15 protein-coding genes are annotated in these 15,423 nt (G+C 62.6%); 5 read left to right on the top strand and 10 right to left on the bottom strand.

Translation table 11 applies throughout. From position 1 onward, the window contains the following. Nucleotide 1: 1 nt before the first annotated feature. Genes NKI01_RS14530 through NKI01_RS14510 form a run of 5 tightly spaced genes read left to right on the top strand, consistent with a single transcriptional unit; the run spans nt 2 to nt 5,375 of the window. Nucleotides 2–1,117 carry an ABC transporter ATP-binding protein gene (locus tag NKI01_RS14530; RefSeq protein WP_023719056.1) on the top strand — a complete coding sequence of 372 codons (1,116 nt, stop codon included), beginning with the start codon at nt 2–4 and terminating at the stop codon, nt 1,115–1,117. 5 nt (nt 1,118–1,122) lie between these two features. Further along, a complete protein-coding gene (locus NKI01_RS14525) occupies nt 1,123–2,637 on the top strand; it encodes a GMC oxidoreductase (protein WP_352481921.1) in 1,515 nt (504 codons plus the stop codon). After that, nucleotides 2,634–3,395, top strand: a complete 762-nt coding sequence (locus tag NKI01_RS14520; protein WP_352963655.1) for a 3-ketoacyl-ACP reductase — start codon at nt 2,634–2,636, stop codon at nt 3,393–3,395. Before NKI01_RS14525 ends, NKI01_RS14520 begins: the two co-directional genes overlap by 4 nt. Before the next feature lie 29 nt (nt 3,396–3,424). After that, on the top strand, nt 3,425–5,053 hold the full coding sequence (locus NKI01_RS14515; protein WP_023719053.1) for a GMC family oxidoreductase: 1,629 nt from the start codon (nt 3,425–3,427) through the stop codon (nt 5,051–5,053). Nucleotides 5,054–5,063: 10 nt separating this feature from the next. Beyond that, nucleotides 5,064–5,375 (top strand): Dabb family protein, encoded by a 312-nt coding sequence (locus NKI01_RS14510; protein ID WP_023719052.1) that lies wholly within the window; start codon nt 5,064–5,066, stop codon nt 5,373–5,375. On the opposite strand, the gene NKI01_RS14505 is transcribed toward NKI01_RS14510, so the two are convergent. From NKI01_RS14505 to NKI01_RS14460, 10 genes are all read right to left on the bottom strand, one after another. Beyond that, the gene (locus tag NKI01_RS14505) at nt 5,376–6,221 is read right to left on the bottom strand and encodes an EamA family transporter (RefSeq protein ID WP_023719051.1); all 846 of its coding nucleotides are present in this window, start codon (nt 6,219–6,221) and stop codon (nt 5,376–5,378) included. It lies immediately after the preceding gene. 7 nt (nt 6,222–6,228) lie between these two features. Continuing rightward, complete coding sequence (locus NKI01_RS14500; protein WP_352494695.1) at nt 6,229–7,143, bottom strand: endonuclease/exonuclease/phosphatase family protein; 915 nt, start codon at nt 7,141–7,143, stop codon at nt 6,229–6,231. A 193-nt stretch (nt 7,144–7,336) separates the two neighbouring features. Continuing rightward, a complete protein-coding gene (locus tag NKI01_RS14495) occupies nt 7,337–8,887 on the bottom strand; it encodes a cation:proton antiporter (protein WP_352494694.1) in 1,551 nt (516 codons plus the stop codon). Between the two features lie 68 nt (nt 8,888–8,955). After that, entirely contained in the window at nt 8,956–10,128 is a 1,173-nt protein-coding gene (locus NKI01_RS14490; protein WP_352856958.1) for a glycosyltransferase family 4 protein, read from the bottom strand. Between the two features lie 17 nt (nt 10,129–10,145). Beyond that, nucleotides 10,146–11,096, bottom strand: coding sequence for an NAD-dependent epimerase/dehydratase family protein (locus NKI01_RS14485; protein WP_352494692.1), 951 nt, complete (start codon nt 11,094–11,096; stop codon nt 10,146–10,148). A 27-nt stretch (nt 11,097–11,123) separates the two neighbouring features. Then, complete coding sequence (locus NKI01_RS14480; protein WP_198030481.1) at nt 11,124–11,960, bottom strand: class I SAM-dependent methyltransferase; 837 nt, start codon at nt 11,958–11,960, stop codon at nt 11,124–11,126. Next, nucleotides 11,896–12,282: a class I SAM-dependent methyltransferase gene (locus tag NKI01_RS14475; RefSeq protein WP_023719046.1), complete on the bottom strand. Its 387-nt coding sequence runs from the start codon at nt 12,280–12,282 to the stop codon at nt 11,896–11,898. Before NKI01_RS14475 ends, NKI01_RS14480 begins: the two co-directional genes overlap by 65 nt. Nucleotides 12,283–12,624: 342 nt before the next feature. Further along, nucleotides 12,625–13,689 (bottom strand): ABC transporter ATP-binding protein, encoded by a 1,065-nt coding sequence (locus NKI01_RS14470; RefSeq protein WP_352963652.1) that lies wholly within the window; start codon nt 13,687–13,689, stop codon nt 12,625–12,627. A 15-nt stretch (nt 13,690–13,704) separates the two neighbouring features. Then, on the bottom strand, nt 13,705–14,499 hold the full coding sequence (locus tag NKI01_RS14465) for an ABC transporter permease (protein WP_352494691.1): 795 nt from the start codon (nt 14,497–14,499) through the stop codon (nt 13,705–13,707). Next, nucleotides 14,496–15,389, bottom strand: coding sequence for an ABC transporter permease (locus tag NKI01_RS14460; RefSeq protein ID WP_352963650.1), 894 nt, complete (start codon nt 15,387–15,389; stop codon nt 14,496–14,498). Before NKI01_RS14460 ends, NKI01_RS14465 begins: the two co-directional genes overlap by 4 nt. Between the last annotated feature and the right edge of the window lie 34 nt (nt 15,390–15,423).

Here is a 15,423-nt window from a genome sequence, read left to right as displayed (position 1 = left end):
CATGGCTTTTCTGGAAATTGACGGGTTGAAGAAGCGTTTCGGAGCGGTCGAGATCCTGAAAGGCATCGATCTCGACCTCGAAAAGGGCGGCTTTCTCGTGCTGGTCGGGCCCTCCGGTTGCGGCAAGTCCACGCTGCTCAACACCATTGCCGGCCTGGAGACCATCACCGAAGGCGAAATCCGCGTCGACGGACGCACGATCAACGATCTCCACCCCTCCAAGCGCGACATCGCGATGGTCTTCCAGAGCTACGCGCTCTATCCGAACATGACGGTCGCCGGCAATATCGCCTTCGGCATGGAGATGCGCGGCGTGCCGGCCGACGAGCGCCAGAAGGCCATCGACAAGGTGGCGAAGGTCCTGCAGATCGGCCATTTGCTGAAGCGCAAGCCAAGCCAGCTTTCCGGCGGCCAGCGCCAGCGCGTCGCCATGGGCCGGGCACTGGTGCGCGATCCAAAGCTGTTCCTGTTCGACGAGCCTTTGTCCAACCTCGACGCCAAGCTGCGCGTCGACATGCGCATCGAGATCAAGCGCCTGCACGCCACCACCGGCACCACCATCGTCTACGTCACGCACGACCAGATCGAGGCGATGACGCTGGCCACCAAGATCGCGGTGATGCGCGACGGCGAGGTGCAGCAGTTCGGTACGCCGGCCGAAATCTATAACAATCCGGTCAACCTGTTTGTTGCTGACTTCATGGGCTCGCCGGCGATGAACCTGATCCCGGCGACGATCGGCAGCAACGGCAGCGGCTTCTCCGTCGTCATGGAGCGCGAGGCGCGCCAGCCGATCTCGCTGCCGCTGGCCAATGCGCCGGCCGGCCTGTCGGCGTTCCAGGGAAAACCGATCATCTTCGGCGTCCGCCCGGAAGCACTGACCGATCCCGAAGGGGCCGAACGCAACGCCTCGAACATCGCCCGCGCCGACTGTCACATCGAGGTCATCGAGCCGGCCGGCTCGGATACGTTCGCGGTCACCAATCTCGGCGGCAAGGCGGTGGTGGCGCGGCTGCGCGCCGACGCCAACATCCAGCCCGGCACGGTCACGCCGCTCGCCTTCAACCTGACCAAGGCGGTGTTCTTCGATCCGGCGACCGAGAGACGCATCGTCTGACGGCCATGACAAATCCAGATATCGTCATCATCGGCTCCGGCATAGGCGGCGCCACGATCGCTTCCGGCCTTGCCGGCGGTGGCGCCTCGATCCTGATGCTGGAGCGCGGCGAACCGCTGCCGGCGACGCCGCATACACGCGACACCCGCGCCATCTTCGTCGATGGCCACTACCGGCCGAAGGAGATGTGGCTCGAGGCCGGGGGTGCCGCGTTCAACCCTGGCAATTACTACTATGTCGGCGGCAATTCGAAATTCTACGGCGCGGTGCTGATCCGCTACCGCAGGCAAGACTTTTCGGAGATGGAGCACTATGGCGGCATCTCGCCGGCCTGGCCGTTTTCCTATGAGGAATTCGAACCCTGGTATTCCAGGGCCGAGCAGCTTTTTCGCGTGCGTGGTGCGCTCGGCGAAGACCCGACCGAGCCGTTCCACTCGACGCCCTACCCTTTCGGCCCGGTACCCGACGAGCCGCCTATCGCGCGTGCGCGCGCCGAGTTGAAGAGCCTGGGCCTGCATCCGGCATCGCTGCCGCTCGGCGTCGACATCGAAGCCTGGCTGAAAGACGGCAGCACGCCGTGGGATGCGTTTCCCAACACCGGCGCCGGCAAGGTCGACGCGCAAACGGGGCCGCTGGCGTCGGCCCTTGCCGACCAGAACATCAAGCTCGAGACCGGCGCGCATGTCGAACATCTCGAAGCATCGCCGGACGCCAGGACGATCGCCGCCGTCCATTATCGACAGAACGGTACGCTGAAGAGCGTCGCGCCGAAGCTGGTCATCCTGTCGGCCGGCGCGGTCAATTCCGCCGCCATCCTGCTGCGTTCGCCTTCCCCCAACGGCAAAGGCGGCGGCAAAGGCCTGGCCAACCGCTCCGACCAGGTCGGCCGCAACTTCATGAACCACAATTCGAGCGCCATGCTGGCGATCGATCCGCGCCGCCGGAACAAATCCGTCTACCAGAAGACGCTGATGCTGAACGACTATTATCTGTCCGACGGCAAGGGCGGCAAGCCGCTCGGCAATGTCCAACTCCTCGGCAAGATCGACGGCAACATCCTCAAGGCCAATGTCAGGCGCGCGCCCAAATTCGCGCTCGATTTCATGGCCGGCCGCGCCGTCGACTGGTATCTGATGTGCGAGGACCTGCCCGATCCCGAGAGCCGCATCATGGTCGACGGCAAGGACATCGTCATGCAGTGGCGGCGCTCCAACATGCAGTCGCTCGACGGGCTGACCAAGGTGATGCGCGAGAATTTCCGCGCCTGCGGCTATCCGATCGTCCTGTCGCGGCCGTTCGACAAGCGCACGCCCTCGCACCAGTGCGGCACGGTGAAGATGGGCAATGACCCGGCGACCTCGCCGCTCGACCCATTCTGCCGCTCCTTCGACCACAGCAATTTGTTCGTCGTCGATGCCGGCTTCCTGCCGAATTCGGCCGCCGTCAATCCGGCGCTGTCGATCGCCGCACAGGCGCTGCGCGTCGCCGACCACATCCGCAAGACGGAGCTCGCAACATGAGCCGCCCGGCAGCGATCGTCACCGGCGGCGCGCGCGGCATCGGCCTTGCCTGCGCCGAGGCGCTGGCCAGCGCCGGCTTCGACATCCTCGTCGCCGACCTTGCCAACGAAGCCGCCGACGGGCTCGCCGCCGACATCACCGGGCGCGGCGCGAAGTTCGCCTATGTCAGCGGCGACATCGCCGACCTCGACGACCATGCAGCGCTGATCGATGCCGCGACATGCGCCTTCGGCCGCATCGACTGCCTGGTCAACAATGCTGGCATCGGAACCGTCCTGCGCGGCGACCTGCTTGAACTCAAGCCGGAAAATTTCGACCGGGTGCTCAGCATCAATCTGCGCGGCACCGTATTCCTCAGCCAGGCCGTTGCCAAAGCGATGCTCGACCTGCCGAGCGATGGTGCGAGGTCGATCATCACCATCACTTCGGTCAGTGCCGCCATGGCCTCGCCGGAACGCTCCGATTACTGCATTTCCAAGGCCGGGCTTTCGATGTGGGTGAAGAACCTGGCGCTGCGGCTTGCCGCCGAAAACATCGCCGTGTTCGAAGTGCGGCCGGGCATCATCCGCACCGACATGACCGCGGGTGTCACCGCCAAATATGACGGATTGATCGACGGCGGCCTGGTGCCGGCAATGCGCTGGGGCGAGAGCAAGGATATCGGTGCCGCCGTGGCGGCGCTCGCCGGGGGCAAGCTCGGCTTTTCGACCGGCTCGGTCATCAATGTCGACGGCGCGCTGTCCGTGCCGAGGCTATGAACAGGTGACGCCATGATCGACTACATCCCATGACTGACTACATAATTGTCGGCGCCGGCCCGGCCGGCTGCGTACTCGCCAATCGGCTGAGCGAAGATCCGTCGCATCAGGTGCTGCTGCTCGAAGCCGGCGGCAAGGACTGGCATCCCTTGATCCACATGCCGGCCGGTTTTGCCAAGATGACCAAGGGCATCGCCGCCTGGGGCTGGTCGACGGTGCCGCAAAAGTACATGAACGATCGCGTCTTCCGGTACACGCAGGCCAAGGTGATCGGCGGCGGCTCTTCGATCAACGCCCAGATCTACACGCGCGGCAACGCACGCGACTACGATGCCTGGGAGAAGGAAGAAGGCCTTGCCGGTTGGGGCTATCGCGACGTGCTGCCCTATTTCAAGCGCGCCGAGAACAACCAGCGCTATGCCAACGATTTTCACGGCGACCAGGGCCCGCTCGGCGTATCGAACCCGATCGCGCCGCTGCCGATCTGCGAGGCCTATTTCCGTGCCGGACAAGAGATGGGCATTCCCTTTAATCCCGACTTCAACGGCGCCAGCCAGGAGGGCGTCGGCTACTACCAATTGACGCAGAAGGACGCAAAACGCTCCTCCGCCTCGGTCGCCTATCTCAGGCCGATCCGCGAGCGCAAGAATCTCACCATCAGGACCGGCGTTCTGGTGACACGCATCGTCGTCGACAAAGGCCGCGCTGTCGGCGTCGAGATCGTCGACAAGCCGGGCGGCCAGCCAACGATCCTGCACGCCGAACGCGAGGTGATCGTCTCGTCCGGCGCCATCGGCTCGCCGAAGCTTCTGATGCAGTCGGGCATCGGCCCGGCCGACCATCTGAAGGCGGTCGGCGTGACGCCGGTGCACGATTTGCCCGGCGTCGGCTCCAATCTGCAGGATCATCTCGACCTGTTCGTCATCGCCGAATGCACCGGCAACCACACCTATGACAACTACGCCAAGCTGCACTGGACGGCGTGGGCCGGCCTGCAGTATCTTCTCCTGAAGAAGGGCCCCGTGGCCTCCAGCCTGTTCGAGACCGGCGGCTTCTGGTACGCCGATCCGACCGCCGCCTCTCCCGATATCCAGCTGCATCTCGGCCTCGGCTCCGGCATCGAGGCCGGCGTCGAGAAGCTGAACAATCCGGGCGTGACACTGAACTCGGCCTTCCTGCCACCGCGCTCGCGCGGCACGGTGCGGCTGAACAGTGCCGACCCGGCCGACCGCCCGCTGATCGATCCGAACTATTGGTCCGATCCCTATGACCGCGACATGTCGATCAAGGGGCTGAGGCTGGCGCGCGAGATCATGCGGCAGAAGGCGCTGCAGCCCTACGTGCTGCGCGAGGTACTACCGGGACCCGACCTGCAGACCGGCGACGAACTGTTCGACTACGCCTGCCGCAGTTCCAAGACCGACCACCACCCGGTCGGCACCTGCCGCATGGGCCACGATGCGATGAGCGTGGTAACGCCCGATCTCAAGCTGCGCGGCATCGAGGGCCTGCGCGTCTGCGACGCCTCGGTGATGCCGCGCATCCCCTCCTCCAACACCAACGCGCCGACGATCATGGTAGGCGAAAAGGGCGCCGATCTGATCCTTGGCCGGGAGCCGCTGCCGCCGGCGGTGTTTTCCACCAACCGAGCGGCATGAGGGACAAAGAATGATCAGGCACTGTGTTTTCGTCAGATTCCGCAACGATGTCGCCATCGCCGAGCGCGCGGCAATCCATGGCGATCTCGAAGCGTTGCGGCCGGTGATCGACGGCATGGGCAAGGTCGAGTTCAGCGCCAACACCAGCCCAGAACCCTTCGCCCGCGGCTTCACGCACGGCTTCACCATCGACTTTCGCGATGCGGCGGCACGCGATGCCTATCTGGAGCATGAAGCGCACCAGCGAGCCGGCGCGAGACTGGTCGCGGCGCTCGAAGGTGGCACGGACGGGCTGATAGTGTGCGACCTGGAGATCGCGTGACTATCCCAGTCTCAGCGCAACGACGCCGGCGACGATGCTAAGCACCGCAGCACCTCGCCATGCCGTCATCTTCTCGCCGAGCGCGAACACCGAGATCATCATGGCGAACAGGATCGATGTTTCGCGCAGCGACGCCACCGAGGCGATCGGCGCCTTGGTCATCGCCCACATCACGATCCAGTAGGCGCCGCCGCTGAGCACGCCGGTATAGATTCCCGCCTTCCAGTCGCGCGCCAGCACCGGCAGCGCCCGTGGGCCGCGAAAGACGACGCACAGCACCAGCGCCCACAGCGCGTCGCAGACGAACAGCCAGGCCGCATAACTCGACGCGGTGGCGGCGAGCCGCGCGCCGCTGCCGTCCGACAGCGTATAGCTGGCGATGAAGATCGATGTGCCCAGCGCGAAGCCGACGGCGCGCAGGTTCAACTTCTCCAGATGCGCGCCGCCGCGAAACGACAGCACCAGCGTGCCCGCCGACAACAAGACGATGCCGACGATAGCGAGCGGCGCCGGCATCTCGGCCACAACCACAATGCCCCCCAAAGCAGCCAATAGCGGCGCGGTGCCGCGCGCCAGCGGATAGGTCTGGGCGAAATCGCCGGCCTTGTAGGCACCGATCAGGAACGTCCTGTAGCCCATGTGGAAGACAACCGAGGCGAGGATGTATGGCCACACTTCCGGCTTCGGCACCTCGACGAAAGGCAACGTCACCAGCGCGGCGGCACCCATGCCGGCCGTCATCAGCGTAATCGACAGGAAACGGTCGAGATGGACCTTGACCAGCGCGTTCCAGATCGCATGCATGGCCGCAGCGGCAAGCACCGCGAAAAAGACAAACAGGCTCATCGGCGGCTCATCCGCCGCCGATCCCGGTGGCTACCGGCGCTTCCATGTCGATATCGACCCAGAGCGGAAAATGATCGGAGGCGATTTGGCCGACATCGGCACTGACCGAACGCACGCGCCCGGCAAACATGCCGCCGACGAAGCAATGGTCGAGCCGGCGCTTTGCTACTCTGCCGTCGATGGTCTTCACATGGGTATGGAAATCCGTTGTCGGTTCCATGGCGACGGCGGCGGCATCGACAAAACCGTCGAGATAGGCGGCACCGCGATGATAGGGCGCGCTGCCGGCGATGCGGCGGTACTCGGCGCTGCCCGGCTCCATGTTGAAGTCGCCCATCCAGATCGCCGCCAGCGGGCTTTCCGGCTCCTGTTCGCCATTGCTCCAGTTGCGCGCCGGCTCATCGTCGGCACCGCTCCATGGCCCGCCCTCGGACGGCGCCCGGTGATGCTCGGCGAGCAGGTATTCGATCTGCTCCAGCCGCTCCTCGGCGGCAATATGTGCCAGATGCAGCGACAGCACCCGCACCGGGCCGGCAGGGGTGCGGATCATGCACTCGAGTGCGGCATTGCGGGTGTTGAGCGGCCGCAGCGTGCGCCTGAGCGGCAGCGTGTGCAGCCGCGACCAGGCGATCGGCAGCTTCGACAGAAGCATGGTGCCGAATTGCCGCCGCCGGTTGACGATGCGGCCTTCACGCCGTCGGCTGGCATCCATGTCGAAGGCCGGGCCATAGACCCAATGGTAGTCGGGCAGCAATTGCGAAAGAAGTTCCGGCTGGTCGTCCTCGTTGCTGCGCAACCAGTGCCGCTCCACTTCCTGTAAGGCGATGATGTCGGCGCCGGCAACGACCTTGGCGCAGCGCGCCAGATCGTAGCGGCCATCGCTGCCGAAGCCGTACTGGATGTTGTAGCTGACCAGCTTCATTGCTTATCCGGCTCAGTTTCCTGCTGGCAGTAGCCGTTCGCTGACAGCCTTGCAATGTGCAGCCGGGCGGACGGAGCTTGGGCCAGATGCTAATGCTTGTCGCCCAAAAGTGCGCAGCGGTTTTGGGATAACGACATGCATAGAGACAAAAACTTAAAGCGCGTCGCAAGAGGCTGTCCAAACGCGACGCGCTTTAAGTGGTCAGCGGCTGGAACCGACCGGGCGGGGATGCTGCCAGTTCCGACCAGTCGATTTCTTCCTCAAGGCGGTGGTAGGCTTCGTCGCCGATCGTTCCGTCGATGCGCAAACGCTCCAGCGCATCGCGCTGGCTCTTGATGGCATAAAGACGCAATCTGTCATACTCGGTCGCGGCCTGGGCATCCTCCGGGTTTTCGGCGATGGCGCGCTGCGCCGCATATTGCTCTCGCACCGCCCCTGCCGCACTCGATGTCTTGCCGCTCAGCACGTCCAGCGCCGCCTGCATGATGGCGACGCGCGCCTGCGCGACCTCCCGGTCGACGGTCTGGTCGGGGTCGAAATTGAGCAGAAGCAGCAACGGCTTCAGGCTGACGCCTTGCAGCACCAGCGTGCCGAGCACGACAGTGAAAGCGGCGAGCACGATCGGGTCGCGGCCGGGAAAATCGGCCGGCAAGGCGAAGGCTGCCGCAAGCGTCACCAGGCCGCGCATGCCGCACCAGCCGATGAGCACGCCGCCGCGAAATGTCGGAGCGTCTCTCCGCCTGTCCTCATCGCCCAGACGTGCCAGCCTTCTGAGAATCGCGCCACAGCCCAGCACCCAGACCAGCCGCGAGACGATGACGACAGCCAGCACGGCTGCGGCGAAGATGAATGCTTCGACCTGCCCCTGCTCAGCAAGGCGGCCGACGATCAACCGTGCCTGAAGTCCCATCAGAACGAAGGCCAAGACATTGAGCACGAACACCGCCGTCTCCCAGACCGAGTAGGAACTGACACGATTCCTTGCCGGCATGCGGCGCGGCGACGTACGTGCGATCGTCATGGCATAGACGACGATCGTGATGATGGCGGAAAGCCCTATCCTGTCGGCCAGGATCCAGACGCCGAACGTTGAGGCGAATTGCACCACGGTGCCGCTCGCCGGGTCGTCGATGCGGCCGAGTATCGCGAGAGACAACCGGCCGAGCACATAGCCTGCGGCAAGGCTGCCAACCGTCGACAGCAGGATCATTGGTACGGCACTGCTGAACAGGATGGAGCCGGCGGCTGCGGAAACCGACATCCTGTAGATCAACAGCGCCGTGGCGTCGTTGAGCAGGCTCTCGCCTTCCAGGATGGCGGTGATGCGGTGCGGCACCTTGAACTGTCCGAGCACGGCCGCGGCTGCGACGGCATCGGGCGGCGCCACGATCGCCCCAAGTGCTATGGCCGCGGCAATGGGCAGGCCTGCCATCGTCCAACCGACAAATGCCACGGTCACGGTGGTAAAGATGACGGCGCCGAGCGCCAGCAGGATGAGCGAAACCTTGTAGCGGTTGAGATCGCGCAGCGACGTGTCATAGGCCGCGTCGAGCAGCACCGGCGCGATGAACAGAGCGAGCGCCAGCTCCGGGTCGATCTCGATGGTCGGTGCAAACGGCAGGAAGGCTATGCCGGCGCCGGCCAGCGCCAGCAACGAAGGATAGGGAATCTGCAGACGCCGTGACAACGCCGTCAGGGCGACCGCGGCCAGGAGAAGAACAAGGGTCAGTTCAAAAAGCGCCATGCCCAGTTATAACCGTGAAAAGCGACCGACGGCAGGGGCCTGGACGGTTCGATCATGACTGAGGGCGGTCAGCGAACTGCGGCGGCGCGCTGGAATGCTCCAAGAAGCGCGTCCGCATACATCTGGCGACGCGCCGCATGATCGGCACGCAGCTTTTCGGCCTTTTCATGCGTTCGCGCCGGTCCCTGAGACATTGTGACCATGGCGGACGCTAACGCCACGGCATCGTCGACCGGAAAGAACGTCGCGTTTGGCGCCTGCTCCCGATGAAGGCTGATATCCGAGAGGAGCATCCGTGTGCCGAGCGCCTTGGCTTCCTCGACCGTGGTTGACCAGCCCTCGAACAGCGAAGGATTGATGAGAGCATCGGAAGCAGCGTTGAGGCCGAACACATCCTCGTAAGGCACAAGGCCCAGATGACGGAAATGACCCGACACGCCGGCCTCCCTGGCGCTAGCCAGCAACTGGTCGAAATGTCGGGGATTGCGCGGGTCTTCGGTTCGCCCGGTCAAGATCACGGGGGCAACCTTATCAAGCCCGCCATTTGCCGATATGTGCGCCAATGCTTTGATCACAAGCCCATGGTTCTTGTGCGACCAGAACTGGTTCGGTAGGTAGAAATAACGCTGCGGCAGTTCATACCGTGCGATCACCTCCGCCTGCCTTGCTATATGCGGGGCCGGATCAAGATCGATTGCAAACCGAACGACCGCCGTCTTGCCGCGTGCTGCGGGATAATACGTCTCGCAGTCCCGCCTGGCGTCATCGCTCGACAACAGGATGATGCGTTTGCCGGACGTCTGCAGACGGTATCCCAAATCGCGACGCCACCACATGGAGCGCGAGAACAGGTGTGGCAAGTGTCGGTGCTGGAAGTCAGGAATCCACGATACGACAGAAATCGGAAAACGGTTGCCGTAGAACTGCGCCGGCTCGAACACCACGTCGACGCCTTCGCGGCTTAGTATCCGTGCCGCATCGGCGTCGCTGCCGCTGGCCAGCGCCCGGATGGCGTTGCGACCGCGGCCAAAATCAGCAACCTTCGCATCGACGATCGGCGGCGCGGCCAGGAAAGCATCCATCGATGTGCCGATCTTTTCTGCCTGCGCCGGAGTTAAGAACAGCTTGGCCTGCAACTTCCCGGCCAATTCGCTGGAAATAACGCCGAGCATGTTGCGCAGGTAGGTCTCCCCACCTGACCAGTTGCCTCGGCCGATGAGCGTGAAGCCCGCGGTAATCATCTTCGCCCCTCGATGCCTCAGCCTGCCTTTTTGAAAGGAAACCCGCGCACGATATCGGCCACGGCGGCTGGAAGTTCGATCTTGGCGGACCAGCCAACTCGATTTCCGATCTTGTCCACCTTGGCCAGTTGCGTTGCGCGGTCGACCCTGCGTAAGCGCGCCTTGTCCTCGACGATCTCGATATCGACCTTCATCGCCGCTCCGATCAGGCGAACAAGCTCCTCCACCGATGCGTCCCTGCCGGAACCGATATTCATGACATCGAAACTCGCCTCACCAGTGTCGCCGGCCAAAGCCGCCACCCCGGCAGCGGTATCCTCCGCATGGATGTAGTCGCGCCGCGGTTTCAGATTGCCCAATGCGATCCTGGCCTGGCCCTTGGCATTGTAGAGCTGGTTGAGAATATCGGGAATGAGATGCGCATTGGGGTCGTCATGGCCGATAGTGTTGAAGATGCGCGCCACACGCCCCCTCCCGCCGGTCCTGTCGGCCCAGAAACGAAGCTGGCTTTCATTGGTCAGCTTGGACAGAGCATAGTTGTCGCAAGGCCAGGTCCTGGTCGCATCCTCGTCGAGCGGGGCATCGACCCAGTCGTACACCGCGCCGCTGGACGCCAGCACGACCGTTCCGACACCAGCCTTTTCAGCAGCATCGAGGACGATTTCGGTGCCGACCACGTTCACGTCCAACGCATAGGCGCGCTGTCGCTCGCATGTCGGAATGTGGTGAATAGCCGCCAGGTGGATAATGGTGTCGGGCTTGAAACCCTCAGCCAACTCTACCATCCCACTCTTGTCGCGGATGTCGATCTCCCGCGTCTCGCATCCGTCCATGTCAGGCATCGGCATGCCGACCGAAAGATTATCGGCGATCAACACCCGAGCGCCGTCCTTGGCGAGATTTCGCGCGCACCGCCAGCCTATGAAACCAGCTCCGCCCGTAACGAGGACGCGTTGGGGATTCGTCATCAGGATTTCTCTCCGGCTATCTGAAGTTCACAAGGGCATGGCAGCCGGGGCGGACGGATCATCGCGCGGCCGGCAGAGCACCATGAGGGAAAAGCCGCCCAGCAGCAGCGCGCTGGTAGCGGGGGCAACGCTGCCTATCAGTTTGCGCACTGGATTGAGCAATTTGGTGCGCAGAGGCCTCGTGGAAACGTTGGCTTCGCCCGCCACGTCGGTAAAGTGCCAATCGACCACCGTGTAACCCGTGTCCTCAAGCGTCGCAAGCGCGGTCTCGCGCGTGAAATAATGGAGATGCCCCACCTTCTGACGTGCGTGCATGTAAGCTCGCCGAACCAGTCCCTGGACGTGAAGGTCCAAAGGAATATGAAAAACGTGATAGCGGCCGTGCGGGCGCAGTGCCCGCAAAAAGCCCATATAGTCTTCGACATGTTCGAAGACGTCGATCAGCATGACAAGGTCATGCACTGACTTGGTCGCCAGAAAATCCTCGTGGTGGAAGATCGCGCCAGACGCCTTTTGCAGCGGCCAGAGTTTTGCTGCGTCTTCGGAAATATCGTATCCATGAATAGGTCTGCCCGGATATTGCGCGGCCAATTTGCCGACGATGCCGCCGCTGCCGCAGCCGACCTCGACGGCGTCGCGCCAGACAACATTGTTGCGCTCCAGGATGTTTGCGATCTCGCGCGCCTTCCAGGCTGTATCGGCCAGATGCCAGTCAGGATTGTTGGCAAGGTACTGACTGTCCGAGTAGATGTCAGCCGCGGTATCAGTGACTGTTATCGGCCGCGCTTCTTCGACCCCTTTAGCCGACATCACGATCTTCCTTTTCACAAATGAACGATACCAGGTGACCGGCTTCGACGACATCAATGCGCGTACCGGTGTTTCTGGCGGGCGCCCGAATCGCATCAGTTCCGGTCAACGCGCTAGGGTCCGGCTCAACCGCCGTGACCTGCCATCCATCGGCCGCCGACGCAAGAGACAGGGTTCCATTGCCCACCCCGAGATCAAAGGCTCGCCCAAGCTGCTTCGGCAAATTGCGGCGCAACTCGGCACTTCCATGATAGCGGCGCGCCGGCATCGATTTCAGTTGATGGAAATACGCTGCGCGCGCCAAGTCGGCCTGTTCCGGATGACCAGGCAACCTGCGCACAGCGTCTTCAGAGTCCAGGAAATTGCTGGAGCCCATCAGCCAAAATGTCCCAAACTGCAGGTCACAAAACCGGCTGCAGACAATTCCAATTCAAGGATCAATCTTCACTCCCCAGCGGGTTTCCCTTGGCGGTCTGCTTGTCTCTTTTGACGCATGAGATTGACCGCGATTGCAACATTCCCTGACTAAATGTGGAGCACAGGAAATCACACCGTCGCGACCTCCGTATATTCGTCCGATCGACAATTGTCACGCTACCAAGCTTGGGTCTGAGCAGATCCGGTTCTTTTGCCCGCGCCGAGGCAAATCCGCCTGTCTATTGGCGGATCGCCTGAAGGCGATCCCAGGAAAATGTGGAACAGTTTTTCCAGAACTGCCTCAATGCAGCACAAGCATGTCGCCGGACGAGAACGAAATCTCGGCCTTTTCGCCGACGGCAGGCGGCGGCGTTGCCGGGCTGTTGAATGTGTCTAGCGAGACCGTGCTGCCGCCGATGCCGACGCGCACCCGGATCACCGAACCGAGGAAATGCACCTCGGCGATTTCGCCCGAAAGGCTGGAGTCGCGGCCGGGGTGGCGGCCGAGCGAGATCGCCTCGGGCCGCAACGCCAGCGACAGCGTGTCCCCGGACTTCGAGCCGTTGAGCTTGCCCTTGAGCGAGACCTCTTGCGAGTTGACGCGCACCTTGCCCGAAGCCGCGTCGGTGACCGTGCCTTCCAGCACGTTCAGCGTGCCGACGAAATTGGCGACGAATTTGGTTGCCGGCCGGTTGTAGATCTCGAACGGCGTGCCGACTTGCTCGGCCTTGCCGCCATACATCACAGCGATGCGGTCGGAAATCGACAGCGCCTCTTCCTGATCGTGGGTGACGAAGATGGTGGTGATGCCGAGCTTCTTCTGGATCGAGCGGATTTCCTCGCGCAGCGATACGCGCACCTTGGCATCGAGCGCCGACAACGGCTCGTCGAGCAGCAGGAGCTTCGGCTTCGGCGCGATGGCCCGCGCCAGCGCGATACGCTGCTGCTGGCCACCGGAGAGCTGATAGGGATAGCGATCGCCCATCTGCGGCAGCTTGATGAGGTCGAGCATCTCGGCAACGCGCCTGTCGGCATCGGGCTTGGGCATGCCCGCGACCTTCAGCCCGAAGCCGATGTTCTGCGCCACGGTCAGATTCGGAAACAGCGCGTAAGCCTGGAACACCATGCCGACATTGCGCTGGTTGGGCTTGAGCCGGGTGATGTCCTTGCCGGCCACCACGATCTTGCCGGCGCTCGGCTCCTCGAAGCCGGCGACCATGCGCAGCACCGTCGTCTTGCCGCAGCCCGATGGCCCGAGGAAGGAGACGAATTCGCCCGGCTCGACGTCGAGGTTGAAATCCTGCACCACGGTGATGGCGCCGAAGGATTTTTGCACCTGCTGTATTGAGAGGAATGGCTCGGCCATGACTTTTTCTTTCGATCAGTTCGGGCGGTTTGCCGATTTCGGCGCGAAGCGCGACAGGATCTGGATCAGCGACATGCAGCCCCAGGTGATGGCGAACGAAATGATCGCCAGTGCCGACGGCTCATAGGCACTGTTGGCGCCGATGTTCTGCAGATAGGGGCCGAAGGCTGGGCGATTCAACAGCGAGGCCATGGTGAACTCCCCGATGACGATGGCAAAACTCAGGAACGCGCCGGATAAGACGGCGATCAGTACGTTCGGCAGGATGATGCGGGCGATGATGGTGGTCCAGCCGGCGCCGAGGATTTGTGCGGCTTCGGTGAGCGTTCTGACGTCGATGGTCCTGAGACCGGTATCGACCGCCCGGTACATATAAGGCAGCGCCAGCACTGCATAGCCGATGACCAGCAGAACATCGGTGCCGCGCGCTGTCGCCAGGAAAGGCAGCGTTGAATTCGAACCGAACATTCTGATGTAGCCGAAGACGATGACGATAGCGGGAATAACCAGCGGCAGCAGAGTGATGAACTCTATGAGCGGCCGCAGATTCGGTAGCCGCAGCCGAATCCAGTAGGCCGTCGGGACAACGAGGAGCACGCCCAAAAGAATGGTGAAAACCGCCACAACGACGGAGTAGGTAAATGTCGTCTGGAAATTCGGATCTTCGAAGACTGAGCGGTAGGCGTCAAAGGAGTATTCCCCGCGCCGCTTACGCAAGGAGAATTCAAAGGTCGCCAAAAGCGGCAGGACAAAATAGGCGGTTCCCACGCCAAAAACGAGCCAAGCCCAAAAGCGGCTGCCTTGCTTCATTTCAGCCACCGCTCGGCTCGCCGTTGGAACAAGATATAGAAGAGGTTGGCCAAGCCGGTGATGACTATCATGCCGAATGCAAGCGCGTAGCCTAGATTCGGATTGTAAAGCACGTCGCCGCGAATCTGCGCGAACAGCTGGATGGGCACGATGTTGAGTGACGGCCCCGTCAGTGCATAGGCTGTTGCGACCGCCCCGAACGCGTTGGCAAAGAGGAGGACCGTCGTACCGAGAAAACTCGGCCATAAGACCGGGATGACCACCATGCGCCAATATTGCCAATTGCTTGCGCCGAGCGTGGCGGCAGCTTCACCCCATTCCTTCTTCAGCCCATCGACCGCCGGCGTGATGATGACAATCATCAATGGAATCTGGAAATAAAGGTAGGTGAGGATTAGGCCCCAAAACGAAAAGATACTGAAGCCGAGCGAATAGATGTTGATGCCGAAAATGTCTCGCAACAGGATTGTCGCCACTCCGAGCCGACCTAGCGTCGCGATGAACGAGAATGCCAGCGGCACGCCGGCGAAATTCGAGGCGACGCCCGAGAAGGTCAAGGTCGCCGAGCGTAACCACGACGGCAAACCTCCGCGAACGACTGCCACGGCCATTGCCAGGCCGATCAAGGCGCCAAGGATCGCAGAAACAAAGCTGATCTGAATGGATACCCAATAGGCCGCCGCGAGCTTGGGTTGCGACAACGATATGATGTTATCGAGCGTATAGTCGCCAGCTGCATTTTTGAACGCGCCCGCGACCAGCCCTACCGTGGGCAAGATCAGAAAGAGCAGCGCGAAAATGAAGAACGGAGTTACGCCTAACCAATGCAGTGGCAGCCGAAGGCGGCTGATCTCCGGCGCGCCAGGACTGACGCTGGCTGTCTGGGACATTGTGGAATCTGCCATGGAGTTCCCGAAGTTGGCA

This window comes from Mesorhizobium sp. M0815 (assembly GCF_040319995.1).
GTDB lineage: Bacteria > Pseudomonadota > Alphaproteobacteria > Rhizobiales > Rhizobiaceae > Mesorhizobium.
This window is presented reverse-complemented; position numbering and strand designations above follow the sequence as displayed.